The sequence below is a fragment of the Phaeodactylibacter xiamenensis genome, assembly GCF_965229835.1.
Classification (GTDB): domain Bacteria; phylum Bacteroidota; class Bacteroidia; order Chitinophagales; family Saprospiraceae; genus Phaeodactylibacter; species Phaeodactylibacter xiamenensis.
Map to the genome: position 1 here is coordinate 3610358 of NZ_OZ245931.1, position 25759 is coordinate 3636116.

The 25759-nt window shown below is 52.5% G+C and carries 23 protein-coding genes; 19 read left to right on the plus strand and 4 right to left on the minus strand.

Annotated features, from left to right (window positions below; all coding sequences use genetic code 11):
• The first annotated feature begins 20 nt into the window (after positions 1–20).
• Complete coding sequence (locus ACO08I_RS13485; RefSeq protein WP_282775373.1) at positions 21–974, plus strand: isopenicillin N synthase family dioxygenase; 954 nt, start codon at positions 21–23, stop codon at positions 972–974.
• Positions 975–1096: 122 nt separating this feature from the next.
• Entirely contained in the window at positions 1097–1324 is a 228-nt protein-coding gene (locus ACO08I_RS13490) for a Sec-independent protein translocase subunit TatA/TatB (RefSeq protein WP_282775374.1), read from the plus strand.
• 89 nt (positions 1325–1413) lie between these two features.
• Here the strand turns inward: ACO08I_RS13490 and ACO08I_RS13495 are convergent, their stop codons facing one another.
• The gene (locus ACO08I_RS13495; RefSeq protein ID WP_282775375.1) at positions 1414–2043 is read right to left on the minus strand and encodes a DUF937 domain-containing protein; all 630 of its coding nucleotides are present in this window, start codon (positions 2041–2043) and stop codon (positions 1414–1416) included.
• Positions 2044–2211: 168 nt separating this feature from the next.
• Here ACO08I_RS13495 and ACO08I_RS13500 point away from each other — a divergent pair, with 168 nt between their 5' ends.
• Complete coding sequence (locus tag ACO08I_RS13500; protein WP_282775376.1) at positions 2212–2532, plus strand: hypothetical protein; 321 nt, start codon at positions 2212–2214, stop codon at positions 2530–2532.
• Positions 2533–2547: 15 nt separating this feature from the next.
• Here the strand turns inward: ACO08I_RS13500 and rsmI are convergent, their stop codons facing one another.
• Together rsmI and ACO08I_RS13510 are read right to left on the minus strand one after the other, a co-directional pair.
• On the minus strand, positions 2548–3219 hold the full coding sequence (gene rsmI / locus ACO08I_RS13505) for a 16S rRNA (cytidine(1402)-2'-O)-methyltransferase (protein ID WP_282775377.1): 672 nt from the start codon (positions 3217–3219) through the stop codon (positions 2548–2550).
• Between the two features lie 22 nt (positions 3220–3241).
• Positions 3242–3958, minus strand: coding sequence for a CDP-alcohol phosphatidyltransferase family protein (locus ACO08I_RS13510; RefSeq protein WP_282775378.1), 717 nt, complete (start codon positions 3956–3958; stop codon positions 3242–3244).
• Between the two features lie 107 nt (positions 3959–4065).
• Here ACO08I_RS13510 and ACO08I_RS13515 point away from each other — a divergent pair, with 107 nt between their 5' ends.
• Together ACO08I_RS13515 and ACO08I_RS13520 are read left to right on the plus strand one after the other, a co-directional pair.
• The gene (locus ACO08I_RS13515; RefSeq protein WP_421949577.1) at positions 4066–6999 is read left to right on the plus strand and encodes a gliding motility-associated C-terminal domain-containing protein; all 2934 of its coding nucleotides are present in this window, start codon (positions 4066–4068) and stop codon (positions 6997–6999) included.
• Positions 7000–7013: 14 nt separating this feature from the next.
• Positions 7014–10001 carry a gliding motility-associated C-terminal domain-containing protein gene (locus tag ACO08I_RS13520; protein ID WP_421949578.1) on the plus strand — a complete coding sequence of 996 codons (2988 nt, stop codon included), beginning with the start codon at positions 7014–7016 and terminating at the stop codon, positions 9999–10001.
• Positions 10002–10162: 161 nt separating this feature from the next.
• On the opposite strand, the gene rpsU is transcribed toward ACO08I_RS13520, so the two are convergent.
• Entirely contained in the window at positions 10163–10354 is a 192-nt protein-coding gene (gene rpsU / locus ACO08I_RS13525) for a 30S ribosomal protein S21 (protein ID WP_044216921.1), read from the minus strand.
• A 626-nt stretch (positions 10355–10980) separates the two neighbouring features.
• Here rpsU and ACO08I_RS13530 point away from each other — a divergent pair.
• From ACO08I_RS13530 to hypD, 14 genes are all read left to right on the plus strand, one after another.
• Positions 10981–12888 carry a LuxR C-terminal-related transcriptional regulator gene (locus tag ACO08I_RS13530; protein WP_282775381.1) on the plus strand — a complete coding sequence of 636 codons (1908 nt, stop codon included), beginning with the start codon at positions 10981–10983 and terminating at the stop codon, positions 12886–12888.
• Positions 12889–13061: 173 nt separating this feature from the next.
• The gene (locus tag ACO08I_RS13535) at positions 13062–13778 is read left to right on the plus strand and encodes a pirin family protein (protein WP_282775382.1); all 717 of its coding nucleotides are present in this window, start codon (positions 13062–13064) and stop codon (positions 13776–13778) included.
• Between the two features lie 432 nt (positions 13779–14210).
• Complete coding sequence (locus ACO08I_RS13540) at positions 14211–14837, plus strand: TetR/AcrR family transcriptional regulator (RefSeq protein WP_421949579.1); 627 nt, start codon at positions 14211–14213, stop codon at positions 14835–14837.
• A gap of 296 nt (positions 14838–15133) precedes the next feature.
• Positions 15134–16114, plus strand: coding sequence for a hypothetical protein (locus ACO08I_RS13545; RefSeq protein ID WP_282775383.1), 981 nt, complete (start codon positions 15134–15136; stop codon positions 16112–16114).
• 86 nt (positions 16115–16200) lie between these two features.
• A complete protein-coding gene (locus tag ACO08I_RS13550; protein ID WP_044216927.1) occupies positions 16201–17799 on the plus strand; it encodes a nickel-dependent hydrogenase large subunit in 1599 nt (532 codons plus the stop codon).
• A 178-nt stretch (positions 17800–17977) separates the two neighbouring features.
• Positions 17978–18466: a hydrogenase maturation protease gene (locus ACO08I_RS13555; protein ID WP_282775384.1), complete on the plus strand. Its 489-nt coding sequence runs from the start codon at positions 17978–17980 to the stop codon at positions 18464–18466.
• A gap of 5 nt (positions 18467–18471) precedes the next feature.
• Positions 18472–18843 (plus strand): hypothetical protein, encoded by a 372-nt coding sequence (locus ACO08I_RS13560; protein ID WP_044216930.1) that lies wholly within the window; start codon positions 18472–18474, stop codon positions 18841–18843.
• A complete protein-coding gene (locus ACO08I_RS13565; protein WP_044216932.1) occupies positions 18843–19166 on the plus strand; it encodes a hypothetical protein in 324 nt (107 codons plus the stop codon). Before ACO08I_RS13560 ends, ACO08I_RS13565 begins: the two co-directional genes overlap by 1 nt.
• Positions 19141–20652, plus strand: a complete 1512-nt coding sequence (locus ACO08I_RS13570) for a hypothetical protein (protein WP_282775385.1) — start codon at positions 19141–19143, stop codon at positions 20650–20652. The genes ACO08I_RS13565 and ACO08I_RS13570 overlap by 26 nt, the downstream gene beginning before the upstream one ends.
• Before the next feature lie 14 nt (positions 20653–20666).
• Positions 20667–21032 (plus strand): hydrogenase maturation nickel metallochaperone HypA, encoded by a 366-nt coding sequence (locus tag ACO08I_RS13575; protein WP_421949580.1) that lies wholly within the window; start codon positions 20667–20669, stop codon positions 21030–21032.
• 235 nt (positions 21033–21267) lie between these two features.
• Positions 21268–21990 carry a hydrogenase nickel incorporation protein HypB gene (gene hypB / locus ACO08I_RS13580; protein ID WP_076650619.1) on the plus strand — a complete coding sequence of 241 codons (723 nt, stop codon included), beginning with the start codon at positions 21268–21270 and terminating at the stop codon, positions 21988–21990.
• Positions 21990–24320, plus strand: a complete 2331-nt coding sequence (hypF, locus tag ACO08I_RS13585) for a carbamoyltransferase HypF (RefSeq protein ID WP_421949581.1) — start codon at positions 21990–21992, stop codon at positions 24318–24320. Before hypB ends, hypF begins: the two co-directional genes overlap by 1 nt.
• Positions 24311–24595 (plus strand): HypC/HybG/HupF family hydrogenase formation chaperone, encoded by a 285-nt coding sequence (locus ACO08I_RS13590; RefSeq protein ID WP_044216940.1) that lies wholly within the window; start codon positions 24311–24313, stop codon positions 24593–24595. Before hypF ends, ACO08I_RS13590 begins: the two co-directional genes overlap by 10 nt.
• A 46-nt stretch (positions 24596–24641) precedes the next feature.
• Complete coding sequence (gene hypD, locus ACO08I_RS13595) at positions 24642–25754, plus strand: hydrogenase formation protein HypD (protein WP_282778542.1); 1113 nt, start codon at positions 24642–24644, stop codon at positions 25752–25754.
• The last annotated feature ends 5 nt before the right edge of the window (positions 25755–25759 follow it).

Below are 25759 nucleotides of genomic sequence, written 5' to 3' on the forward strand. Positions count from 1 at the left end.
TCAAACAAGCATAAGTACCAATGACCAAAAGAGTAATTCCTGTAGTCGACTTATCTCAGTTTACCAAAGGCGATGCTGCTGCCCGCGAAACTTTCGTAGCAGAGCTTGGCAAGGCCTTTCACGAAATTGGCTTTGTTGGCGTTACCGGCCACGGCATACCCGAAAAACTGATCAACGACTTCTACAAGGCTTCCAATGCATTTTTTGCGTTATCCACGCCTATTAAAGAGCAGTACGAGATTGCAGGCATGGCTGGACAGCGGGGGTACACCTCCTTTGGCAAAGAGCACGCCAAGCAGTCGGAAGTAGCCGACCTGAAGGAATTTTTCCAAATCGGACAGGAAGTCCCTGCCGATGATCCGCGCAAAGCTCAGTACCCGGATAATGTGCATGTTGATGAAATCCCGGACTTCACCAAACTCGGCCTGCAGCTTTACCGGGCTTTTGAGAAGGCCGGCGGCGAGCTTCTCAAAGCCATTGCCATCCACCTGGAACTGCCGGAAGACTACTTTGAGGCGCATATTGAGAAAGGCAACAGCATCCTGCGGGCTATCCACTACCCTCCGATCACAAAAGAACCGGAATCGGCAATACGGGCCGAACAGCATGAAGACATCAACCTCATCACCCTGCTTGTGGGCGCTTCTGCCGGCGGGCTTCAACTGCTCAATAAAGATGAGGAGTGGCTGCCTATCATGCCTGAGGAGAACGAGATTGTCATCAACGTAGGGGACATGCTGCAGCGGCTGACCAACAATTACCTGAAGTCTACCACTCACCGGGTGGTCAACCCACCACGTGAGGAATGGCACCTGCCCCGGCTTTCTATCCCTTTCTTCCTTCACCCGAAGTCAGAAATGGACCTGAGCGCGCTGCCGAAGTGCATCACTGCCGACAACCCGTTGCACTACGAGCCCATCACAGCCGGCGAATATCTCGACGAACGCCTGCGCGAAATCGGCCTGAAAAAATAAGGATGGCCAAAAAATACATTACCTTCACTAAACTTAAACCTCTTATTACGGTCAGATGACTGAAAGCAGGTTGATAAGAACAGCGTAATGCTGTAATTTTGCAATAATTAAAAAGGATCATTATGGAAACTATACTGTTGTTCAACTTCTTCGGCCCGGAAATGCTGGTTGTACTCTTCGCGATTCTGCTGCTTTTCGGCGGCAAAAAGATTCCTGAGCTGATGCGTGGCATTGGCAAGGGCATCCGCGAGTTCAACACGGCCCGCTCTTCCCTTGAAAGCGAACTGAAAGAGGGCATGGATGCGGCTGAGCGTGAGGAGGCCAAAAAGAGAGAAAACAGCAACGCATAAATTCTGCAATTTTTGTGCACCAACAGAAAAGCCATCCGAGGTATATTTCCCGGATGGCTTTTTTCGTGCTCTGATTACGGAAGGTCAATTTATTTTCTGCCAAACAGCCCGCCCAGCATTTTCATACCGATGCTGGCTACGTCATCCACTACGCTTCCATCGCCATCGCTGTCCAGAAACTTCATGGCCATATCAATAGCCGGATTGTTTGTGTTGGCCCGCTCGGCAGAAACAGTGCCGGAAAGCAGCGAAGCGATACCGGCCATATCCAGGCCCTGTTCCCGCTTGGTCTTGCCCAAAGCGCCCATCACCACCGGTGCCAGCATAGTCATCAGGCTGCCGGTTTTATCGGAGTCCAGCCCGCTGAGCTGACTGATCATCTGTACAGCACCGCTCTGCTTATTGCCCAGGACATGATTTAGGATACCGGAGCCATTGAGCATACCTGAGTTTTGTGCCTGCGCCTGCTGTCCACTTAGCATACCAATGACATCGTTCAGGATACTGCCATCGTGGTCACGCTCCAATGCATTATTCAACGATTGGGCACCTTCTTGGGATTCGGCATTCTTAGCCAGTGCCCCCATCAGGGTATTCACGATGCCAGAAGCGGCTGCGGCTGTCTTTTGCTTATCGGCACCTCCGATTTGCTGGCTCAGTTGGTCGATCATGCCCTCGGAAAGGGAGCCTTGCAGAAGGTTCATCAAGTTAGCTTCCATGTTGTTTTTTATGGTTGTTGATTATGGTGTTAAATTACGGATTGTTTTTCGGGCAGCAAAACATACTTGCTTTCCTGAAATGCTTTTTATAGACGAGGTTTTCCCGGAAGGTCACATCAACTAATAACCGCTCCGGCTGTTTTGTCAAGGTAAAACAATGCCAAACGCATGATGTGGAGCGATTTGAAAGCTGTGATAGCCTGGTTTCGCGGAGAACAGGAACAGGCTGCAACAGACGCAGATGCTGGAGTAGCCAGCCTGATGAGGCTCGTAGCTGCTAATACCATGGCTAATATCAGAAAAGCGCAGGAACAGGCAGACCGCCTCCCCTATCAGTCTGATGAACCATCAGATAGCGCACCGGCTTCTGCCGATAGCTCCTCCCCTATGCCCCTTTCTCCATTCCGCCATAGCGAGCTCCCAACTCAAGACTCACCAGGTTCGGCATCCGCACAGGGAGATGAACAGGAGCCGCCCCGGGAAGCCTAAGCCAAAGATTTGGTCTTACGCAGGTTGCCCGCTAACCACCACCACAATTTCACCTTTCACTTTCGCCTGCTGCCCGTAGTGGGCAATCAGTTCTTCTAAAGACGCTGTTCTGACTTCTTCGTGCATTTTGGTCAGCTCGCGGGCCACACAAGCAAGACGGGCTGCACCACAGTGCTCTGCCAGCTGCTCCAGGCATTTGACCAGGCGGTAAGGCGATTCATACAGCACGAAAGTGACCGGTAGTTCTGCCAGATAGCTCAGGCGGGTTTGGCGGCCTTTCTTATGAGGCAAAAAGCCTTCAAAATGAAACTTGTCACAGGGGATACCCGAGGCAACAAGCGCTGGCACAAAAGCGGTGGCACCGGGCAGGCATTCTACTTTTACGCCATCCTGCACACAAGCCCGGGCAAGCAGAAAACCGGGGTCAGAAATACCAGGCATACCGGCATCAGAAATCAGGGCCATCCGGGTACCGCCCTTCAGTTGTTCAACCAGGTTGTCAGTAATATTGTGCTCGTTATGGGCGTGGTAGGCGCGGAGCGGCGTGGTAATGTCGTAGTGGTCCAGCAGCTTTTTGGAGGTGCGGGTATCTTCTGCCAGGATCAGGTCCACCTCTTTGAGCAGGCGAAGCGCCCGCAGGGTGATGTCTTCCAGGTTGCCAATGGGCGTGGGGATGAGGTAAAGCATGCTGTTGTCGATTCTGTTGAAGTCAGTAGCCCGACTTGGTGAAATACTGGAACACAGAAAAAAGAACATAAAGCACCACCACTGCTGAAAAAGCCACTTCCCGGGTCAGTATCAGCAATAGCAATGCAATGCCGGCAAAGATAAACTTAATCTCATTGCCTGCCCACGCCAGCGATTTGAATTTGAGGGCAAACATGGGGATTTCACTCACCAGCAGGTAGGACTGCAATGCGATCAACACGTAAAGCACCACGGGACTGCTGACCACCCAGTCTCCCATACCGTAGCTATCCAGGGCATAAATCAGCATCAGCCCGGTCACAAACATCGTACTTGATGGCGTTGGCAAACCGATAAAGCCATCCGTCTGCCGGGTATCGAGGTTGAACTTGGCCAGCCGCAAACCGGAAAAAGCCGAAAGGACAAAACCAGGCACTGCTGCATACACCAGCGCATCTGCCCCTTCCTGCCCCAAAGCAACCAGCAGCAATTGGTAGTAGATAGCGCCGGGCACCGCTCCGAAAGAAACCATATCCGCAATGGAGTCCAGCTCTTTGCCCAGTTCCGAATGCACGCCCAGCAACCGGGCTACCAGCCCATCTGCATAATCGGCGGCAACCGCCGCCACTATGAATCCAAACCCACTTACATACTGGCCATGCAGTATGCTCACCAATGCACAACAACCAAAGACCAGGTTAAGCAGGGTGATCGCGTTTGGAATTTGCTTTTTTACCATGAGTGCGAAGGTACAAAAAACCAAAGGTTGAGGAAAGCTCCCGACCAAGGTCATTGGGACCGGCCCGATTTTATTTCTTAACTTTCGGGGGAATCACATCCGACGCTATGAAAACGACAAAGTCTATACTGGTCACAGGGCTATGCATGCTGCCTTTACTGTGGGCCATGGCACAACCCGCCAATGATGAGTGCGCCAATGCTTTTCTCATCGAGGAGCCGGTCAACTGGTGCGCTTCGGAGGGTCAGTTCACCACCTTTGAAGCTTCCGCTGATCAATCCCCTTCCTGTTTTTCAGCAGAAGGTGATGTTTGGTTTACCTTCACCGCAGTAGCCCCCTCGGTAAGTATTTCTGTGCTCGGTGGCTTTTTTAGCAACCAGCTTTCCCAGCCGCAGGTGGCCTTGTACACGGGCAGCTGTACCGAGTTAACGGAAGTCACCTGCCAGACAAACAGCGGGTTGTCCCTGCAAATCATCGAAACAGGCCTGCAACTCGGACAAACCTATTACCTGCAGGTACAGGGCCTGGCGATTGGCAATTTCTCTCTTTGCATCAACAACTACTCGGGAGAAATCGCAGCCACGTCTGACTGCCCACAGGCCGCAGTGCTCTGCAATCAGGCCCCTTTTGTCATACCACAGGTTACCGATGGCGGCAACGACCCCAGTGAAGCTGATGATGCAGCATGCCTGAATATTGCCGGCACGCCAGTAGAGACCTTTTCCACCTGGTTTGTCTGGACCGCTGCTGAGTCGGGGAGCCTGACTTTCGCGCTTACGCCAATTAATGAGACCGATGACCTCGATTTTGTCCTCTACGAATTCCCGAATGGGCCGGGTGATTGCTCCGGGAAGACCGTACTCCGCTGCATGGCGTCCTCCTGCATTGGCCCTACCGGGCTAAACGATACCGCGCTTGACATTTCTGAAGCTCCGGGCTGCGGTCCGGGGGATGATAACTTTCTGGCTGCGGTACAGATGGAGGAAGGTGTCACCTATGGGCTGATGGTCAACAATTTTTCGCAAACGACCATCGGTTTCGAAGTGGAGTTTGGGGGCACTGCCAGCTTTGTGGGTGGGGAAGAGCGCCTGGCAGCGGAAGCCGATGAAGTCTGTCAGGACAGCTTGTTGACTTTCGTCGGGCTGAACCCGCCGGGCAGCTCCAATGTGGTGGACTGGCAATGGGAATTTGGCCCCGGCGCCACACCGGCTTTTGCCTCCGGTCCAGGTCCTCATGAGGTAGCGTTCGGTATTTCCGGCACACAGCTGGTGCTGCTGCGCGCCACAACGGCGCAAGGGTGTACTTCCACTGAAATCCTGCCCATAGAAGTACTTTGCTGTACTGATAACTTCCAGGTCAGCGCCACAACTATGCCCCCCTCCTGCCCGGGCGATAGCGACGGAAGCATTGCGCTGGATATTGAAGGCCCCAACGGGCCGCCCTTTTTCATCACGTGGGAAGACGGCTCCAGCAGCAACCCCAGGACAGGGCTTCCTGCGGGCTTGTACAGCGTAACCCTTTCCGACACTTCAGAATGCCAGGCTATCCGCACCTTTGAAGTGCCGTCTGCTCAGCCTTTCGAAGTGGACACACTGCTGAGTTTGCCCAGTTGCGATGCCGGAGTGGATGGCAGTATTTCACTGGAAGTATCGGGTGGCGCGCCTCCCTTCTCCTACGCCTGGGCAGGTATGCCCTTTAGCAACAACAACACGCTTAGCAACTTAAGCGCAGGGCTTTACACCGTAGCCATTCAGGACAACCTGGGCTGCACAGACACCCTGGAGATTAACCTGCAGGAGCTACTGCTCGTACTAGACCCGCAAGTGACTGATATTACCCCACCCAGCTGCTTTGGGCGGAGCGACGGCCAAATCACACTGGTCATCGCCAATGGGCTCCCACCCTATCAATTTGATTTCAATGATGGCAATGGCTACGTGCCATCCAATGCGCTGAGCCAGCTCGCCTCCGGCACCTATACCGTCAATGTGCTGGACGCAAATCTCTGCGAGGGGCAGTTCATCATCGAGCTGACAGACCCGCCCCAACTGGAGCCCGGGCTGCAACCCACCACCATTTCCTGCACAGGGGCCGCCGATGGACTGCTTTTGGCTGCGCCCTCCGGAGGCACACCGCCCTACAGCTATGCTTGGGAGAATGGCAGCGATGCTCCACAACGGGAAGCTCTGCCGCCCGGCATTTACACCCTGACCCTTACCGATCTCAATGGGTGCACCGCCATTACCACCTACGAAATGGCAGACCCTGAGCCGGTTATTGCCTCCATCGACTCCATAGCCGGCCCGGTATGCTTCGGCGATCAAAATGGTTACCTCTCCGTAGCCGTCACCGGGGGGCAGCCGCCCTACCTTTACCAAATCGGGGGTTCAAACCCTCAGGGCGATGCGGCTTTCCCTAATCTTGCCGCGGGCTCCTATAGCATCACGGTGGCCGATAGCCGCAATTGCAGCACTACAGCCGATGCCAATGTTCCCGTTCCCGAACGCCTTACCCTGACGCTCACCTCCAACAGCCCTATCGTTTTGGGTAATAATGCGTGGCTCCGGGCCCTTACCAACGCGGCCGAGCCAGCCATTCTTTGGTCACCGCCCGACTTTTTGTCCTGCGCCGATTGTGCAACCCCTGAAATCACCCAGCCCACACAATCCATGACCTACCAGGTGGAAATTACCGATGACAAAGGTTGCAGTATAACAGATTCCATAAATTTGGAGGTATTATTAAGGTATCCGGCCTATCTGCCCAACGCTTTTTCGCCTAATGACGACGGTATTAATGATACCTGGGCACCTCAGGGAGGCCCGGCGCTGGAGCGATGGCTGCAAATGCAGGTCTACGACCGCTGGGGCGGGCTCATTTTTGAGGCACAAAATCCAAATGGTCAAAATGCCGTTTTAGAATGGGATGGCCGCGCGGAGAACCAGCCTATGCCCATTGGTGTATATACGTGTATTATTGAAGGGCAATTTATTGATGGTACCGTACGGCAATTCCACTCTGATGTTCTGCTTACCCGGTAACACAAACAAAAGTGATGAGAAAATATAGCCTGTTCTGTTTTTTAATACTATGGATGCCTTTGGCCTTGCTTGCACAGGGAGAGGACTGTAATACAGCCACCAACCTGCCCAATGTAAGCAGCTGGTGCTCGGAAGGCGGCGCCTACACCAATGTAGGCTTCGAAGATTCCGGTTTCACTACTGGTTGTTTCCCGAATAACCAAGACAACTTTGATGTCTGGTTTTCCTTTGTGGCCGAAGCCACTACTGTGAATGTGAGCGTGGCGGGCGCTACCGGGCAAAGTAATGGCGGTACCCTGCAGAACCCTCAGTTTGCCGTTTACAGTGGCGAATGCGGCATGCTCACCGAGATTGGCTGCTTCTCAGATGCCATCGGCGTGGGCAGCGGGCAGCTCTTTGCCGGGCCTTTGGAAATCGGGCAGACTTACTACATACAGGTCGGTGCCCGGGCTGGCAATCAGGGGACCTTCCAGCTTTGCGTGAATAACTACAATGACATCCCCGACCCTTCCAGCGATTGCAATACCGGAGTGATCCTTTGCGACAAATCCCCCTTTACCGTTGAACAGGTTACAGGCGTTGGCAGCAATCCCAACGAAATTGGCGATGTAGCCTGCTCCACTTTTTCCTGCCCGCTAAGCGAAAGTGGCTCTGCATGGTACAAATGGACTTGCGATGAGGCCGGTTCACTTACCTTTTCCCTTACTCCGCTTAATCCTGCGGATGACCTTGATTTTATTCTATATCAGCTGCCAAACGGTGTGAATGATTGTGATGACAAATTCGACCTACGTTGCATGGCTTCCGGTGAGGTGGTGGGGGCCACTTTTGATATTTGGGAGCCCTGTACCGGTGCGACCGGCCTGGCAGATGGAGAGGAGGACACAAGCGAAAACTGTGGCTGTGACCCGGGAGATGACAATTTTGTCGCTCCAATTGAAATGGAAGCAGGGGTAAGCTACGCCCTTGTCGTTAATAACTTTAGTCAGTCCGGCAATGGTTTCACTGTGGAGTTTGGTGGCACAGGCACCTTCCTCGGCCCGGAGGCAGAATTCAGGACCGAGCCCGAGCTCGACACCCTTTGCCTGGAAAACAGCATCACTTTTGTAGACGAATCCAGCTTCATCGGCGGCCTTTCAGGCTGGGAGTGGACCTTCGGAGAAGATGCCAGCCCGGCAACAGCTACCGGGCAGGGGCCGCACGAGGTTACCTATAGCAGCCCGGGGCTGAAGAGTGTCCTGCTACGGGTGCTTACCAGTGATGGGTGTATTGTATCGCATGTGGAAACGATCTACGTCAAGTGCTGCGAGAGCAGTTTTACCATCGACGATACAATCTCCGATGTGCTCTGCCCTGATGATAGTACCGGCGCTATTTTCCTTACGGTCGCCAATGGCAACCCACCCTATGTTTTCAACTGGAGTAACGGGGAAAACACCCCGGGGATCAGTGACCTGCCTCCCGGGAACTATACAGTCACCATTACCGACGACTTTACTTGTGATTCCGTTCTGACCTATACAGTCAACAGCCCGCCACCGTTGGACGTGGACACTCTCATCACCATGCCCACCTGTAATGGAGGCACCGATGGCGGCATTGAGCTGCAACTGACCGGTGGCACGCCTCCCTATGAATACAGTTGGGAAGGGCAGCCTTTCGGCAATGACAATACGCTAACCGATTTGCCTGTAGGCGACTACGAGGTCGTCATCCGCGATGCCAACGGCTGTATTACAGAACTTACCATTCCGGTTAGAGAATTGGAGCTTATGCTTGATCCCGCACAGCCCGGAATTGTCAACCCGTCCTGTACGGGCTTCTCTGATGGCGCCATCACCATCAATATAGCCAATGGGCAGCCACCCTATCAGTACAACTTTAACGACGGAAATGGCTTCGTGACCACCAACTCTGTAAGCGGTTTAAGTGCAGGGGCCTATACCGTCAATGCCCTTGACGCCAACCTATGCGAAGGCACATTCAACATCGTACTCGAAGACCCGCCCCTGTTGGTAGCTGGCTTAGACGTGCAGGGTATCAGCTGCTTTGGAGAAGCAGATGCCCTGATCACAGCAACTCCGGAAGGCGGCACCGGAGGGTACAATATTCAGTGGAGCACCGGTTCGGCGGAAGCGACTATCAGAGGGCTGGGAGAAGGCACCTACAGTTACACCGTTACGGATGCCAATGGCTGCGTGGCTTCGGCTGATACGACGATCACACAGCCCCCACTGCTTGAGCTTTCGATATTAGACATTCAGGACGTTCTCTGTTTTGGGGATACGACAGGCATCGTTGTACTGGAAGGTACGGGAGGAGTGCCGCCTTATGAATTCAGTTCAGACGGGCAGGTCTTTCAGGTAGCGCCAGCCTTTGACAGCCTTGCTGCCGGCAATTACACCTTTACAGTCATGGATGCCAATGGGTGCCTGGCCAGCATTCAGGGCAACGTATCCCAGCCCCTGGAGCTCATCGTGGATGCAGGAGAAGACATCCGGATTGAGCTGGGCTATAGTGGGCAAATAGATGCGAGCGTGTCCAACCCCGATGTTGCCTACAGTTGGATGCCGCCAGACTCACTTTCCTGCATCGATTGCGAAGATCCGGGTGCCAATCCGGTCAATACCACTTTATACACGCTCACGGTGACCGATGAGAACGGCTGCCTGGCGGTTGACTCTGTTACCGTGCGTGTGATTAAGAACCGCCCGGTGTTTATCCCCAACGCCTTTTCACCGAATGCGGATGGCAGGAACGATGCCTTTACCGTGTATGCAGGGCCCGGGGCCCGTCGGGTGCAGGAGCTAAAGATATTCAACCGCTGGGGAGGCATGGTCTACGAAGGGCAAAACTTCCCACCTAATGCGCCAGAGTTCGGATGGGACGGCACCTTCCGGGGAGAGCCCGCTCAGATCGGCGTGTATGCCTACTATGCGAAAGTGGAATTTATTGACGGCATCGTCGTCCTTTTTGAAGGCGACATACAGGTCGTAAGGTAGGGTAAAAAACAACCCCGTCTTTATAAAATACGAAAGGGTTTCAGGTGATGACTTTACCTGAAACCTTTTCTTATGCTAAGGTATATGTAAGATTCAGTTCTTTTCCAGACCGAAGAAGAACAGAAGAGATAATATCAAGAGACAGCAGGCTGTCTGAGGAATTATCCCAGGTCTCTCTGCTTTTCCAGCTTGTAGCGAGCCTTAAGCACTTCGTGCCGGCGCTCAACGGAAGGCTTCGTGAATTGCTTACGCTTACGCAATTCCTTAATTACGCCAACATTACGGTGCTTACGCTTGTAGCGCTTCAGCGCCCGGTCAATAGACTCTCCTTCTTTTACGTTGATGATAATCATGTACGAACTATAAGATTGAGGGCGAAAACATCCTGCCCGTTTGGTGAAAAAATAATCAAATCAATTGATGAAATCACAGCCTTGATTGACAGGTCTGCAAATTTGCCCGGCAAAGGTAATAATAATATTAAAACGAGGCAAGGAAAAATGAACAACCCACTTCTAACAAAAAGAAGCAGGCTGTCATTTTAAGGCAAAGGGAGAACCTATTTAAGAAAACTCAGACATTTGCTCCCCGGTACAATTGTGTTTATTTGCCTGATTAAAACAAGCTACAAACCGGAAGCAAAACAATCAGGGCAACCCCTGAGGTCATGAGTTCATAGTGTTCGGAAAAGATACCCGCCACAACGGCAGGTATCCGTACTGATAAATGCACAAAATTCTTGTTGGCGATGGAAGGGATGCATTAAAAGAAACCATTCGTAGTGTTAGTCTCGGCAGATAAAATGAATGGTTATTTTTGCTATTGTGACGATTGTTGAATAATTTCAGGCAGTATATGGACAGTTGTTCAATAAAGCAATTAATCTGCTATATTTCAAACCAGACATACGCTCTACATTCTTTCGCAAACAACTAAAAACCAACGACTTAAACACCCCGTAAAAACACCCCGTAAAAACATGAAATTTGCACATTCCCTATTTCTGTATATCCCCCTACTCCTACTTTTAGTACCTCCTGTCCAGGCTAATTCAGAAAACTGCGAGCAATGGTGGACTCAGGAACACATTTCAGAGGAAGACCCCAAGGATTTGATTATCCGTATGTACGATTTAATGCGTATAGAAGACGAGCATTTTCTTTGCCTGATTGACTATTACCGGAACCACCACCTGACAACTCCGGAATACAAACAGCTCTTCTACAATTTTATGGGGCAATACTTCAATAACATAGGGAAGTTTGACTCAGCCAAAACCTATATACTCCTTGCCATCGGTCAGGATAGTTTACTGACAGACAACCCCGAGGCCCTGCCGTCAGACCTGGCCACACTGGGCAACACCGAGTTATTCCAACGAAATTACCGGGAAGCGTTGGAATACTACAAGCAAGCCCTTGATGCGGTAGACTGGAATGGGCGCCCCTATGTTATTGCCAATATTTTTTCCATAATGGGCGTTTGCTACGTCGAGCTGGAAATGCCGGGCAATGCCCTTGCCCATTTTTCCACAGCTCTCGAATACAGCGTGCGGGACACCACCCCAAACTCCACCGGCAGGCGGCTTATGATACGCCACAATATAGGTGTGGTGCATAATGTGAGAGGACAATACCGACGAGCGATTGACGTACTCGAGCCATTGATTGACTCCCTCGAGCACATCGATTACCCCTATCTCGAAAGGCTCCTGCATAGCAGTATTGGTTATGCCTACCTTCAATCCCAGGAGCCGGAGCTGGCAGAGCAGCACCTGAGGAGTATCATTGGCAATAAGATGAACTTTGACATCAACCAGGAAGAACTCTACTACTACCTGTTGGAGCTATACGCGCAGCAAAATGCATCCAACAAAATGAAATCTATTCTTGATGCCATTTCTGCCCATTACGAGGACGTTGGCATCCCCCCTCCCTTCGAACATTATTACTGGACCGGTCAATACTATGAGCTTTCCAGGCAACTTCCCGAAGCCGAAACGCTATACAAAGAAGGCCTCAGACTGATACCCAAAGACTCTTTTCCTGCCAACCGGGCGCGATTTTATGAAGCGCTGGCAGCATTGTACGAAACAACTGCGCAATGGGAAAGCGCCTACCAATATCAGACCGAGCACGCAAATGCACTGCTTGAACAACAAGAGCATGACCAAACCCGGGCAGCAGAGGACATCGCGGTAGCTTATGAAGTCAAAGAATACCGGACCCGTGCCAAAGAAGCAACTGCCAGGGAGAACCTCTCGATCGTGCGGGCTGAATTGGCAGAGCGCAAAGCCCTTTACTCCACCTGGGCTGTTGCTTTTAGCATACTCACCATATTATTATTAGGCTTCAACTACTGGCAGTACCGGCAACGGGCTAAATCCAAACAAGAAGCCATACGGGAACGCAACAAACGCCTCGCTCAGGAGCAACAGCAAACCCGTCAGCAGCTGGAGTATCAGAAAACCGCAGTGCTAAACAAAAGCCTCTGGGCTGCCAGCCTTAAACCCAAAGTGAGCGAAGCCATTGGCAAATACCACAAACGCCCGGACTACCTGGAGCGCAAAATTCACCAGATATTCATGGAAGAAGACATCCTTCCGCAGTTTGAAAAAGAGTTCCAGTTATTCTACCCTGATTTTTCCCGCTCTCTGGTCCGGGAAATCCCAAACCTTACAGACAAACAGTTGCGGTATGCAATGCTTATCGCGCTGGGCTTAAGTAACAAAGAAATTGCGGAAATCCTTTCGGTGAGTGTCAAAGCAGTGGAAATGGCACGATACCGCCTCCGGTCTGCTCTGCAAATTGAACAAGAGGATTCACTCGAAGCACTCCTGCGAAACCATCTGCTTCACATGGAGCCCACAGTACCCGAAGAAGTATAAGCAGCTGTTCTATCATTCGTTTCCGCCTGATTGGGGAGGATTCCTGACAACACCAACCCTTATCCGGTGTTAACCATCGGAATCCGAACTTTTTATAGGGATCTCTCCGTTTTCTACATCGCATGAGATGCTTATAACCCTGATTTTTGCAGTACATCAAACATTCAAAGATCATGAAAACCGTAATCCACAGAGCCAATACCCGTGGCCATGCCAATCATGGCTGGCTCGACTCTCATCATACCTTCAGTTTTGCCGGCTACTATAACCCGGACCGGATGAATTTCGGGGTGCTGCGGGTACTCAATGATGACGTGGTAAGCCAGGGGCGGGGCTTCGGCACCCACCCGCACGATAATATGGAGATTATCTCCATCCCGCTGGAGGGTGACCTGGAGCATAAGGACAGCATGGGCAACACTACCGTCATCCGGCAGGGCGACGTGCAGGTGATGAGCGCCGGCACCGGCATCTACCACAGCGAGTACAACAAAAACGCTGATCAGCCTGTGAAGTTCCTCCAAATCTGGGTATTCCCAAATCAAAAAGACGTCACGCCCCGATACGATCAGATCACCCTTGACCCACACCGGCTGCGCAACCAACTTTCTCAGGTGCTATCGCCCAACCCGGAAGACGATGGCGTATGGGTGCACCAAAACGCATGGTTCCATATGGGCGAGCTGGAAGCCGGTTTTGAAACCACCTACCAGCTTAAAGACCCCGCCAATGGCGTCTACGCATTCATTATCAAAGGCGATGTGACCCTCAACGGGCAGGCACTGCACCAAAGAGATGGTATGGGTGTGTGGGAAACGGATGAGCTAACGATTACAGCCGACAGTGATGCCCGGGTCCTGTTGATGGAAGTACCAATGCAGTTGAATTAAGCCCCCCCGTGAAACGATCATCCCGAATCAGGCGGATACCTCGATTCGGGATGATTTATAATACCGGCGTTTTGAACGGCACGTTTAGGGCATTTGGCGCAGGCCATAACGCGTTTTAGCAGAGCACCCCACCGAAGGTTTTCGCCATACTTGCTCCGCACACCATAGCACGCTTTGTAAAGGTCTTCAAAGCTATTGCCGTAATGCTTTTCTCTATTTTGAAAGCTGTATCCTCACCAAGAACTATACATAAGAAGAGTTCTATGGCCACTGCACAACTCTTTTGGTTGAATTCCTATTGACATCAATCAAAACTATTATAACATTCTAAACCTATCTGAGAGACCTACTCCAAATGAAAAGCAGAGCCCATACTAAAGATTAGCCGAAGGAAGCCTATTTTTGCCCCACAACTATGCATGTGCTTAGCCTATGTCTACCAAAGAAAAAATACTCGCCGCAGCTCTAAAACGTTTTAATGCCGATGGTATGGTCAATGTCCGCCTGCAGCACATCGCCGATGAGGCAGGCAAAAGCGTGGGCAACCTGGCCTACCACTTCCCCAACAAACAGGCTATCGTTCTCGGGCTGTACAAAAAACTGGAAACCGAACAGATCGAACTCCTCCGGGAATTCCGTATCGTTCCTCTTTTCGACAATATCGACCGCCTGTTGGAAGCTGTATTTCAACATCAGCAAATCTACCGCTTCTTTTACCTCGACACCCTGGAGGTGACCCGGGCATTCCCTGAAGTGCAGGCCGAATACCAAAAATATATCGAAACCGAGGTGCAGCAATGGCTCCAAATCCTGGAGTTCAATACCTCAAGAGGGGTGATGAGCCCTGAGCCCCGCTCGGGCTTTCATACCGGACTCGCCCTGCAGCTTTGGGCTACGAGTACCCACTACATGGCACAAGAGATGGTACGGTCAACGGTTTTGCCCGGCCTGGAAGCTTATAAAGCGGGGGTATGGAACCTTCTTATCCCTTTGTTCACCAAACTAGGGCATCAGGAATACGAACAGATGCTGCAATCCCCTTACGATCTTTTCTATTAATCCTTCTTAGCTATTTAGAAAAAATACAAATAACGCCAATTGCGCCATATCGGATTAGAAAATTTTTTCTAATCCTGTTTTTTCCATACTTTTATTGCAGAGTAAATTGATAGGCATAGGTTCTTTTGATTACTCACCTTCAAAAGTGGAGAGATAAACTTCAATTTCTTGCCAATTTATCACCAACCTCCTGCCACTTCCCCGGCGATCTGGTCCAATGCTAAGTTTGCAAAGCCTCAGTTGACGTCCCTTATTCACTGCGAAGTACTATACAACAAACAAAAATATTAGCAAGCATGGCAAACATCCTGTGGCTGCAGGGCGGAGCATGTAGTGGTAACACCATGTCCTTCCTGAACGCCGAAGAACCCACCGTTGTAGAGCTTATCGTCGATTTTGGCATCAACATTTTGTGGCACCCTACCGTAGGCCTGGAAATCGGTCATCAGGTTACCGACTTGATGAATGATTGTATCTCCGGCAAAACACAACTCGACATTTTCGTTTTTGAAGGCTCCGTAGTAGAAGGCCCTGACGGAACAGGAAAGATGAACTACTTTGCGGACCGCCCCATGAAAGACTGGGTGCAGGAGCTCTCGGACGCTGCCCAGTTCGTTGTCGCTATTGGCGACTGCGCCACCTGGGGCGGTATACCTGCCGTACCACCGAACCCGAGCGAATCTACGGGCATGCAGTTCCATAAAGAAGCAAAAGGGGGCTACCTGGGCCCTGACTTCAAGTCTAAAGGTGGCTTACCGGTCATCAACATCCCGGGCTGTCCGGCACACCCGGACTGGGTCACGCAAATTCTCGTAGCTATCGCTACCGGCCGTATTGGTGATGTTCTCCTGGATGACTTTCACCGCCCTAAGACTTTCTTCACAGATTTCGTACAAAATGGTTGCCCCAATGCCATCAGCTTCGCACAGAAAGTAGACGGGCACTTTGGCAAGCGCGGTGGATGCCTGTTTTACGAAGTAGGCTGCCGCGGGCCGATGACCCGGGCGAGCTGCAACCGTATCCTCTGGAACCGGCAGTCGAGCAAGACCCGGGCCAACCACCCTTGCCTGGGCTGTACCGAACCGGGCTTCCCGCACCACGATCTCAAGAAAGGTAGTGTCTTCAAAACGCTGAAGTACCTCGGCTTCCTGCCACAGGACACCCCTGCCGGCACCAACAAACTGGCTTACTACAGCCGGGCTGGCTTCGAGAAGGTTATGGGCTCTCTCGAAAGCGTGATGGGCGTGAATAAGGAGCACTTCGAGACTTCCAAGTAGATGTCTACGCCGGATGACGGGCATGCTGTAGCGGCGGCGCCCATCCCTAACCTCAATCTAGTTATTGTCAAAATTGTAAGCTAAAAATGACTCAAGTTAAAGAACTCAACATATCTCCGGTCGGCCGGGTAGAAGGCGACCTGGACGTTAAAGTCTATATGGAAAACGGCCGGGTCACCCGCGCACATACACAGGCAGCCATGTTCCGGGGTTTCGAAAAAATCCTCGTGGGCAAGGACCCGCAGTCGGGCCTGATCGTGACACCTCGTGCCTGTGGCATCTGCGGGGGGTCCCACCTGTACTCTGCTTCCTCTGCCCTTGATACAGCCTGGGGAACAACGCTGCCGCCCAACGCACTTTTGCTGCGGGCCATCGGCCAGGCTACAGAGACCATCCAAAGTATCCCGCGCTGGTTTTATGCCATCTTTGCAACCGACCTGGCGAATAAGAAATTTGCCAATAAGCCTTTGTACGATGAAGTCGTCAAGCGCTTTGCTGCCTATGTGGGCACCTCCTTCCAGAAAGGTGTGACTGCGAGCGGGCGCCCGGTGGAAGTGTATGCCCTGTTTGGCGGCCAATGGCCACACTCAAGCTATATGGTTCCGGGCGGCGTGATGTGCGCCCCTACCTTAAAGGATATCACCCGGGCACATGCCATCATGAATCAGTTCCGCAACGACTGGCTCGAGCCGGTATGGTTGGGCTGCTCAATTGAGCGCTACCTGCAAATCCAGAGCTGGGATGATATGATGGAGTGGCTGGAAGAGAATGAAAGCCACCGTAACAGCGATCTAGGCCTCTTCCTGCGTGCCGGTATTGAATTCGGGCTCGACAAATTCGGTCAGGGTGTAGGCAAGTTCCTGGCATGGGGCACCTACCTCCATAAAGATCTTTACAACAAACCAACCATCGAGGGCCGTAACCCAGCCCTCATCAGCCCGGCTGGCTTCTGGGACGGCAAGCAATACTACGATGCCGATCAAAAGATGGTGGAAGAGCACGTGAAGCATGCCTGGTACGAAAATCAGGCCAATGCCCTCCACCCATTCGATGAACCTGCACCGGATGCCTCTATCAACTCCACGACTCTGGAGCATACCGACTTTGATGGTAAGTACAGCTGGTCAAAAGCGCCCCGCTTCATGCAACATGCTGCCGAGGCTGGCCCACTCGCAAGGGTGATCATGGCGGCTAACCCTGCCAATACAGATCATCAGATCAAAGACCCGCTCTTTGCAGACATCATGGAAAAGATGGGACCGTCAGTCTTTACCCGGAGCCTGGCACGGGTACACGAAGCACCACGACTGTATACAATGATCAACGACTGGCTCAGCCAGGTCAACCTGGACGATGAGTTCTATATCAAACCGGAAGAGAAAGATGGCATCGGCTGGGGGGCTACGGAAGCCGCCCGTGGTGCACTTGCACACTGGATCAAGATCAAGGACGGTGTGATTGAGAACTACCAAATCATTGCTCCTACCACCTGGAATGTCGGCCCGAATGACTCGGAAGGCAATCCCGGCCCGATTGAAGCAGCCCTGGAAGGCACTGAAATCGAAGATCCCCACGATCCGGTGGAAGTTGGCTTGGTGGCACGTTCGTTTGACTCCTGCCTGGTCTGTACCGTGCATGCACACGACAATAAGTCTGGCAAGCAACTCGCTAAATTCAAACTTTAGACTTGCCCTGCCGGGGCACCAATGAACGCAACCCGGATCATGCACCGGTTGCAGCCATGCGATGCCCCGCAACAAGTCATTTTAACTAAAACCGATAGCGACGTACTTTCAGGGCAAGCCCGGGCTGTATCATTATAGTCCGGGCTACCCCCATCTGTAAGAAAAACGAACCTCCACTATGGTACAAACCTTACCCGTAAGCACCGCGATCCTAGGCTTTGGCAACCCTGTCCGGGCAGATGATGGCGTAGGTGTTTACGTAGCGCAGCAGCTCCAGGAAGCCCTCGAAGGCGTGGAAAAATGCCAGGTCTTTGACATGGGTACCTCCGCCTTTGAAGTCCTGTTTCAGCTCAAAGCCCATCAGCGCATTATCCTGATAGACGCTGTAGTCAATACCGGCGAAGCGACCGGGACCATTTACCGGCTGCCAGCATCAGAAGTAGAAGCGCAGATTGAAGAAGACCCTCTGGTATTTCTGCATGGGTTGAAGTGGAATCAGGCCTTGTCCTATGCCCGCAAAATACTTGGGGGCGATTACCCGGAAGAAGTAGAAGTCTACCTCATCAGTGTAGAAGATACCCGCTTCAACGTAGGTATGTCTGATGAGGCCAAAGCAGGTGCCGACCGGGTCGTCGCCTTATTAAAAGAGAGACTGCAAAACGAATAAAAGCTATGTTTATTCCGCCCAGAGCACTACAGCAGCAAATGCGGGCAGCGCAGCAGCAGGAACAGGCAGCGGTGAGCCTTCGCACATCGCATTTAGTCATTCCCACAGCAATTGCAGACCGCATATTTGGCAGTACCTTTAATGTACACCTCGTGTATTACCCGCAGAAACGCTCCCTCCTTATTGCAGGTGCGGAGAACGAGCTCTTCCGGCAGCTGCACAAATCGAAACAGCATTTACTTAAAGCCGGTGACGCTCAGGGCAACCGGAGTATAGCGCTGCACGAATTGCTCATTGACAATGGTATTCCAGCAGAGGACCGGACGCTGGCCTACGAAGCTGAAGATGCCCTCGGGGTACTCAATGTGAGCCTCTGATGTTCATTACACCGGGTCTTACAATTGCAGAGGAGGCTGAGCGCCCCGCTCCGGATACGCCCCTCGACCTGCTGTCCGAAGAAGCATGGCTAATGGACACCGAAGTCCGTTATTGCCTGCAAGCCAGAAACAGTGCCTGGCACCTTTCGATGGTTTTCGTGGATGTACACAACGCCATGCGGTTCATTACCCGCAAAATTGATGTGTACTACTCCGAACAAAAAGCACTGACTTACGCAAAAATCCTGCAGCGTGGCATCCGAAAAGACGCCCGCGGCACACTAAAATCTGAATGGGATGCTTTCCGTATATGCACCAACTGATATCCACGAGCAGCTCCGGGGTTTTCTCCAACAAGAAGACCGCCTGGAAGAGCTCGTGCGCCTGGTAGACCTCCTTGAAGAACGCCCGGCAGCCAATGCTCACAGTGTGATGATCCGAAAGGGTGAAATCCACACCGGTATCGATTGGCACAACATCTATCCGCCATACTTGCTGCCGGATGCTATTGACCTCGATGGCCCCAACTTCCTCGGGCTGCTTTACGCCCGGCTCAACAACTTCGAGCGCTGTCAGGCATTGCTCAGCTCGCATAATCACAGCCTGTACCTGGAGCTTGATATCCTCAACCGCCTGCAGCAGGGCATTGAAGTAGCCCCGGAGGAGCTCCCCTCCTCCTACTCTCCCTTTGAAGAGTACCGGCTTATGCACAATCAGGCCATTGTGCTGCACTACAGCTCGGCACTCGACACGCCAAACCTCAATAAAGCCAAGTACTTTTACCTGGAAGCCCTTCAGTGCTCCCCTAATGAAGAGTACCGGGCCTTCACCGCTCAGCATTTTGCCCTTTTGCTGCTCGACAGCGGGGCTCACGAAGATGCAGACCGGGTGGTAAATATTGCCCTCCACTCCGATATCTCAGCAGATGCACGGATGGAGCTGCAGCGCACCCGTTGCCAAATATGGACTCAACACCTGACCCCACCCTACCCTCAGGATAAGCTGGCGGCCTTGCAGCAAATGATGCGCGACGTACTGGGCCACTATGAAAGCCAGGGACGGGATGTAGAGCAGGCGCTACTGTTGCTGGAAGCTGGCCAGATTGCGCAATTCAGTGAAAACTGGTCTGAAAGCCACGGCTGCTACAACAAAGCCCTGACTGCTTTTGAACGGGAAAATTTGCCACTGCTGGCTGCTGAAGCCAACTACCGAAAGGGCATACTCCTGCTGGCCTGGGCCCAAGCCAACAACCCTCAGTTTTACCGCCCGGCTGCCGAAAGTTTTCAAAAAGCCGTACAGATATTCACACGGGAAGAAGCCCCGCAAGTCTATGCCGACATTCAGCACCACCTCGGCATCATCTACGCGGATATCCCCGACGAAGTAAAAAAGAAAAGCATCTGGGCAGGGGTCTCCTCTTCTGCTTTCCGCGAAGCACTGGACATTTACCAAAAGGATACCCATCCCCATGCCTACGCTACCGTATGCAACCACTACGGCAACGCCCTGACCAAATATCCGCAGGCGAAGCTGTCAGATAACTTTGAGAAGGCGCTTTTCTACTATCAGGAAGCTCTGAGCATACGCACCGCTGCTGAATTCCCTACAGAGCGCTGCCTGATCCTGCTCAACTACCTCAACGCACAGTGGCACCTGGGGATGGAGGAAGATAAACTCGACGAAACCCGCTATCAGGATATGGTGGACAAGGCAGAGGAAGCGGCCCGGCTTGCTACCGATGATGCCCTTCGCGAGGAAGCCACCGCCCACCTCAAAGAATTGGAGCAACTGCGTTCCGCTTACGCTTAAATGTCTGGACAACCATGCACGAAATATCACTCATACGCACTGTTTTCAATACCCTCGAAGCCGAGTTCAGCCCGGAGGAGCTTAGCCGCCTGCAGGCAGTGGACCTCAAGGTGGGGTTACTCTCCAACGTAGAGCCTATACTGCTGCAAAATGCCTTTGCTGCCGTAACCCAATCTGAAGGCAAGTACGAAACGGCCACGCTGAATATCGAATCCGTCCCTATTGAAGTCTACTGCCCGGTCTGTGACAAAAACTCACCGGTGAAAGACTACAAATTTGCCTGCTCCTGCGGCCGCCCAAGCAGCGATGTGGTGAGCGGTACAGAGCTGCTTATTCACCGCATCCACTTTGCAGAACCGGCCTCGGTGCGCTCTGCTTAGAAAAAGTGGCCAAAATTCAACAAACGATACTGAGCAATCGCGCCCAACCGCTTAAACCCATTAATTCCCATGGGTTTAAGCCTTTAATCGCCATACCCTTTTACCTGTTTTCAAAATTTTAATTGGCTTTACAAAGCCTGGAGCATAGGAACACAGAGATTTACCGGAGTTCTACTTTTTTTATTCTCCCTCAATGCGTACCTTGTAAGGATACAAGCAAAAGCAAACAAAAGACATGCAAAAAATCCAACGGTCCTCCAAAGCCGCAAGAGGTACAGTAACTTGTGATAACACGACCATGCACCTCCTGAAGGCCAATGATTTTGTTGCCGATAGTATTCGAAAGCAAATGGCGGCGCAAAATATCCTCCTGCTCAATATCACCTCTTCAGCCGGCAGCGGAAAAACCACACTCCTGCAGGAAACCATCAAGCGACTTGGCGGTCAGATCAATATCAAAATCCTGGTGGGCGATTTGGAAACCGAACGTGACGCCGACCGGCTGCGTGCCGTAGGCGGGGATGCCCTGCAAATCGTTACAGGTGGCATCTGCCATCTGGAAGCACAGATGGTCTGGCAGGCTATGGAGAGCCTCAATCTCGATGGCGTAGACCTACTGATCATAGAAAACGTTGGGAACCTCGTCTGCCCCGCCTCCTTTGACCTTGGCGAAGATTACCGCGTGACGCTCATCGCTACCACCGAGGGCGATGACAAACCCAAGAAGTACCCGCGGATGTTCCTGACCAGTGAGCTGATGCTGGTCTCCAAAGTAGACCTCCTGGAGTACCTGCCTTTCTCCGTAGATAATGTTGTAGCGGATGCGCGGGATATCAACCCGGACATTGATGTGATGGAGCTGTCCACTATCAATGGTACTGGTGTGGATGCCTGGTGCAACTGGCTGCTGAACAAGGTAGCCGAGAAAAAAGAAGCCGCTTCCTTAGCCGCTTCCTAATGCAGACCTGGCACATCCATATTCAGGGGCAGGTACAGGGCGTTGGCTTTCGCCCCTTCATTTACCGTTTGGCACATCAGTTCGGGCTGAATGGGTGGGTAAATAATACACTGGACGGCGTACACATCCGGTTAAATACGGATGAAACAGGCATTCGTGATTTTTGCCGGCAGGTGAAGTATCAGGCTCCGCCCCTGGCCCGCATCCTTAGTTTACAGTACCATGTGATTGCCCCGGAGCCCTTCGCCAGCTTTCAGATTATGCACAGCCAAAGCGAAGGTGAGCCCGACCTGCTGCTTACGCCCGACGTCGCGCTTTGTGCAGATTGCCGGACCGATATTCATGATGACAGGAACCGGCGCTCAGGCTATGCTTTCACAACCTGCATAAACTGCGGCCCCCGCTATTCCATCGTACAGTCAGTGCCCTATGACCGGGTTAATACCGAAATGTCAGCTTTCGAAATGTGTACTGCTTGTCAGCAGGAGTACAATAACCCGTCCGACCGGCGCTACTATTCTCAAACCAATTCCTGCACCGAATGTGGCGTAACTTTAACACTCTGGGCTGACGGAGCACCACGAGACTTGTCCCAAACAGAAATCATAAACGCAGTCACCCAGGCCTGGGCAGACGGGCAGACCGTCGCCATCAAAGGCATTGGGGGCTACCTGCTGACCTGTGATGCCGGGAACGCTGAAGCGGTACAACGACTCCGCGCCCGAAAACAGCGGCCCACCAAGCCTTTCGCCCTGCTTTTCCCTAATCTCAGCCAGTTGGAACAGATGGCACAGGTAAGCCCGGCAGCAGCTCAGGCCCTCACAGGGGCAGTCTCTCCAATTGTACTGCTGCCTTTTAAAGAAAACGCCAAAGCCCGGCTGGCCATAGACGATATCGCCCCCGGATTAGGGCAGATCGGCGTCATGCTGCCTTACACCCCACTCTATGAGCTGCTGCTGGCCGCATATGGCCAACCGGTAGTGGCGACAAGTGGCAACATCAGCAATACCCCAATTGTCTATCAGGATGAAACCGCACTGCATTCCCTTCCCGAAATTGCCGATCAAATCCTACTGAACAACCGGCCGATCGCCACGCCACAGGACGATAGCGTGCTGGCTTTCACCCCACACCATAATCGCCCAATTTGGATGCGGCGCTCCCGCGGGCTCGCCCCTTCCTACCTGGAAGCGGACATCCCCTGGCCCAATCAGACCATCCTGGCTACAGGTGCTATGCTCAAAAGCACCTTTGGGCTGCTGCACCGGCAAAAGACCTTTCTGAGTCAGTACCTGGGCGACCTGGAACAATACGAAACTCAACAGCATTATCAGGCGACTTATGCCCACCTAACTCAAACGCTGGCAGCCCGGCCGGAAGTCATTCTCGCCGACGCCCATCCTCAATACCCTTCCACCCATTTTGCACAAGAGCTCAGTGCGTCCGAGGATATTCCGCTACAATTGGTGCAACACCACAAGGCCCACTTTGGCGCCATACTGGGCGAGCATCACCTGTGGGATCAGGAAGAACCTGTACTCGGGCTGATCTGGGACGGCACCGGACTGGGCGATGACCAGCAAATCTGGGGCGGGGAATGTTTTCTCTACCAGGACTATCAGTTTGAACGGGTCACCCATTTCGATTACTTCAGCGCCATACTGGGCGACAAAATGCCAAAAGAACCCCGGGTTTCCGCCCTGTCCGCCACCTTTGGGCTACCGGGTGCAGCAGCCTGCCTCCAACCCTTATTTTCGGATACAGAATGGAGCCTCTACAACCGTATGCTGGACCGCCATGCCGGGCTGCAAACGTCAAGTGTGGGGCGGCTCTTCGATGCGGTAGCTGCCCTACTTGGGCTCGCCAGCCACCAAACCTACGAGGGAGAAGCAGCGACCTTACTGGAACAACTCGCCCGGCAACATATTGCTCATGAAAGGCTTCCCGAACCCTATGATTTTCACTGGCAAGCGGGCACTCCCCTTCCCGTGAAGCCTGTAATGGCTCAAATCCTGGCGGATCAGAAGCAGGACTTCCCCAATGGAGCTATTGCGGCCCGCTTCCACCATACGCTGGCACAAATCGCCGTTACTGCAGCTACTACCCTTAGCGTACAGCATATTGCCTGCTCAGGCGGTGTCTTCCAAAACGGGCTGCTGATCGATTTGCTGACCGATGCTCTACCACAGGGCTATACCGCTTACTTTCACGAACGCCTTTCCCCCAACGATGAAAATATCGCCTTCGGACAGCTCATTTGCTACCTGACAGGCCAACGCAGCGCCGCAATACATACCTCACTTTCTAAAAACACTCAACCATGTGCTTAGCAATCCCCGGAAAAATAACAACGATAGAATCCAAATACGACGGGCTCGTCCAGGTCGCCAAGGTGTCCTTTGGCGGCATCATTAAAGAAGCGAGCCTGGAAATGGTGCCCCATGCCAAGGTAGACGACTATGTGCTGGTGCACGTGGGCGTGGCGATTAGCGTGGTGGATGAAGCCGAGGCCCGGCAAACCTTTAAATACCTGGAACAAATGGGAGAAGTGGCAGAAGAACTGAACATTCACGGCTTCCTGCCCGACCAGAAAGAGTACAGTTGACAGCCACTGATGCCCCCATTTTTTGATTCCTAAAAAATAACCCGCTATGAAGTTTCTCAGTGAATACCGGGACCCCGAAGTGGCCCGCCAATACCTCGATGAAATCAGGAAAACCATCACCCGCCCGTGGACCATCATGGAAGTCTGCGGCGGACAAACCCACAGTCTGGTCAAGAATGGCATCCTCGATATGCTGCCCGATGAGGTGCGCATGGTGCATGGCCCCGGCTGCCCGGTATGCGTCACCCCGCTTAACCTGATCGACAAGGCGGTCTATCTGGCAGAAGAGAAAAACGTCATTCTTTGCTCCTTCGGTGATATGCTGCGCGTACCGGGCTCCAAAAAGAGCTTACTGGAAGCCAAAGCCAATGGCGCAGACATCCGTATCCTGTACTCTCCCCTCGAAGCGGTCAACATCGCCAAAGATAATCCGGACCGGGAAGTGGTCTTCTTTGCCGTGGGCTTTGAAACTACCGCCCCGGCCAATGCACTTTCCGTCGTGCACGCCGACCGGTACGGGCTGAAAAACTACTCTATTCTCACCTCGCACGTACTTGTCCCGCCCGCCATCGAAGCTGTGATGGATGATGAAGCCACCCAAATTGAGGGCTTTCTCGCTGCCGGCCACGTTTGCACCATCATGGGCATCAATGAGTACTATCCGCTGGTGGATAAATACAAAGTCCCCATTGTGGTAACGGGTTTCGAACCGGTGGATTTACTACAGGGCATTCTGATGACCGTAAAGCAGCTGGAGAACGGCGAGTATAAACTGGAAAACCAGTACGCCCGTATGGTCCGTCCGGAGGGCAACCCCCACGCCATCAAAACACTGGAAGAGGTCTTCGATATTACAGACCGGATGTGGCGGGGCATTGGAGTGATCCCTGGCAGCGGGTACGAACTCAAGGCCAAATACGCAGCGTATGATGCCCGCCTGAAGTTTGATGTCAACATCCCGGAAGCACCGGAAAGTGACAGCTGCATCGCCGGCGAAGTCATGAAGGGCATCAAAAAACCATTCGAATGCCCCAATTTTGGCAAAGCCTGTAAACCGGAGACCCCACTGGGTGCCCCTATGGTCAGCTCAGAAGGCGCCTGCGCCGCCTATTATCACTTTTCTGGCATGCTGGAAGAACTCGAAACCGTACAACCCTAACCCCC

What these genes read in the sequence shown, in the direction of transcription:
- ACO08I_RS13485 (WP_282775373.1), top strand. Translation starts at nt 21, where the DNA reads ATGACCAAAAGAGTAATTCCTGTAGTCGACTTATCTCAGTTTACCAAA.
- ACO08I_RS13490 (WP_282775374.1), top strand. Translation starts at nt 1,097, where the DNA reads ATGGAAACTATACTGTTGTTCAACTTCTTCGGCCCGGAAATGCTGGTT.
- ACO08I_RS13495 (WP_282775375.1), bottom strand. Translation starts at nt 2,043, where the DNA reads ATGGAAGCTAACTTGATGAACCTTCTGCAAGGCTCCCTTTCCGAGGGC.
- ACO08I_RS13500 (WP_282775376.1), top strand. Translation starts at nt 2,212, where the DNA reads ATGATGTGGAGCGATTTGAAAGCTGTGATAGCCTGGTTTCGCGGAGAA.
- rsmI (WP_282775377.1), bottom strand. Translation starts at nt 3,219, where the DNA reads ATGCTTTACCTCATCCCCACGCCCATTGGCAACCTGGAAGACATCACC.
- ACO08I_RS13510 (WP_282775378.1), bottom strand. Translation starts at nt 3,958, where the DNA reads ATGGTAAAAAAGCAAATTCCAAACGCGATCACCCTGCTTAACCTGGTC.
- ACO08I_RS13515 (WP_421949577.1), top strand. Translation starts at nt 4,066, where the DNA reads ATGAAAACGACAAAGTCTATACTGGTCACAGGGCTATGCATGCTGCCT.
- ACO08I_RS13520 (WP_421949578.1), top strand. Translation starts at nt 7,014, where the DNA reads ATGAGAAAATATAGCCTGTTCTGTTTTTTAATACTATGGATGCCTTTG.
- rpsU (WP_044216921.1), bottom strand. Translation starts at nt 10,354, where the DNA reads ATGATTATCATCAACGTAAAAGAAGGAGAGTCTATTGACCGGGCGCTG.
- ACO08I_RS13530 (WP_282775381.1), top strand. Translation starts at nt 10,981, where the DNA reads ATGAAATTTGCACATTCCCTATTTCTGTATATCCCCCTACTCCTACTT.
- ACO08I_RS13535 (WP_282775382.1), top strand. Translation starts at nt 13,062, where the DNA reads ATGAAAACCGTAATCCACAGAGCCAATACCCGTGGCCATGCCAATCAT.
- ACO08I_RS13540 (WP_421949579.1), top strand. Translation starts at nt 14,211, where the DNA reads ATGTCTACCAAAGAAAAAATACTCGCCGCAGCTCTAAAACGTTTTAAT.
- ACO08I_RS13545 (WP_282775383.1), top strand. Translation starts at nt 15,134, where the DNA reads ATGGCAAACATCCTGTGGCTGCAGGGCGGAGCATGTAGTGGTAACACC.
- ACO08I_RS13550 (WP_044216927.1), top strand. Translation starts at nt 16,201, where the DNA reads ATGACTCAAGTTAAAGAACTCAACATATCTCCGGTCGGCCGGGTAGAA.
- ACO08I_RS13555 (WP_282775384.1), top strand. Translation starts at nt 17,978, where the DNA reads ATGGTACAAACCTTACCCGTAAGCACCGCGATCCTAGGCTTTGGCAAC.
- ACO08I_RS13560 (WP_044216930.1), top strand. Translation starts at nt 18,472, where the DNA reads ATGTTTATTCCGCCCAGAGCACTACAGCAGCAAATGCGGGCAGCGCAG.
- ACO08I_RS13565 (WP_044216932.1), top strand. Translation starts at nt 18,843, where the DNA reads ATGTTCATTACACCGGGTCTTACAATTGCAGAGGAGGCTGAGCGCCCC.
- ACO08I_RS13570 (WP_282775385.1), top strand. Translation starts at nt 19,141, where the DNA reads ATGCTTTCCGTATATGCACCAACTGATATCCACGAGCAGCTCCGGGGT.
- ACO08I_RS13575 (WP_421949580.1), top strand. Translation starts at nt 20,667, where the DNA reads ATGCACGAAATATCACTCATACGCACTGTTTTCAATACCCTCGAAGCC.
- hypB (WP_076650619.1), top strand. Translation starts at nt 21,268, where the DNA reads ATGCAAAAAATCCAACGGTCCTCCAAAGCCGCAAGAGGTACAGTAACT.
- hypF (WP_421949581.1), top strand. Translation starts at nt 21,990, where the DNA reads ATGCAGACCTGGCACATCCATATTCAGGGGCAGGTACAGGGCGTTGGC.
- ACO08I_RS13590 (WP_044216940.1), top strand. Translation starts at nt 24,311, where the DNA reads ATGTGCTTAGCAATCCCCGGAAAAATAACAACGATAGAATCCAAATAC.
- hypD (WP_282778542.1), top strand. Translation starts at nt 24,642, where the DNA reads ATGAAGTTTCTCAGTGAATACCGGGACCCCGAAGTGGCCCGCCAATAC.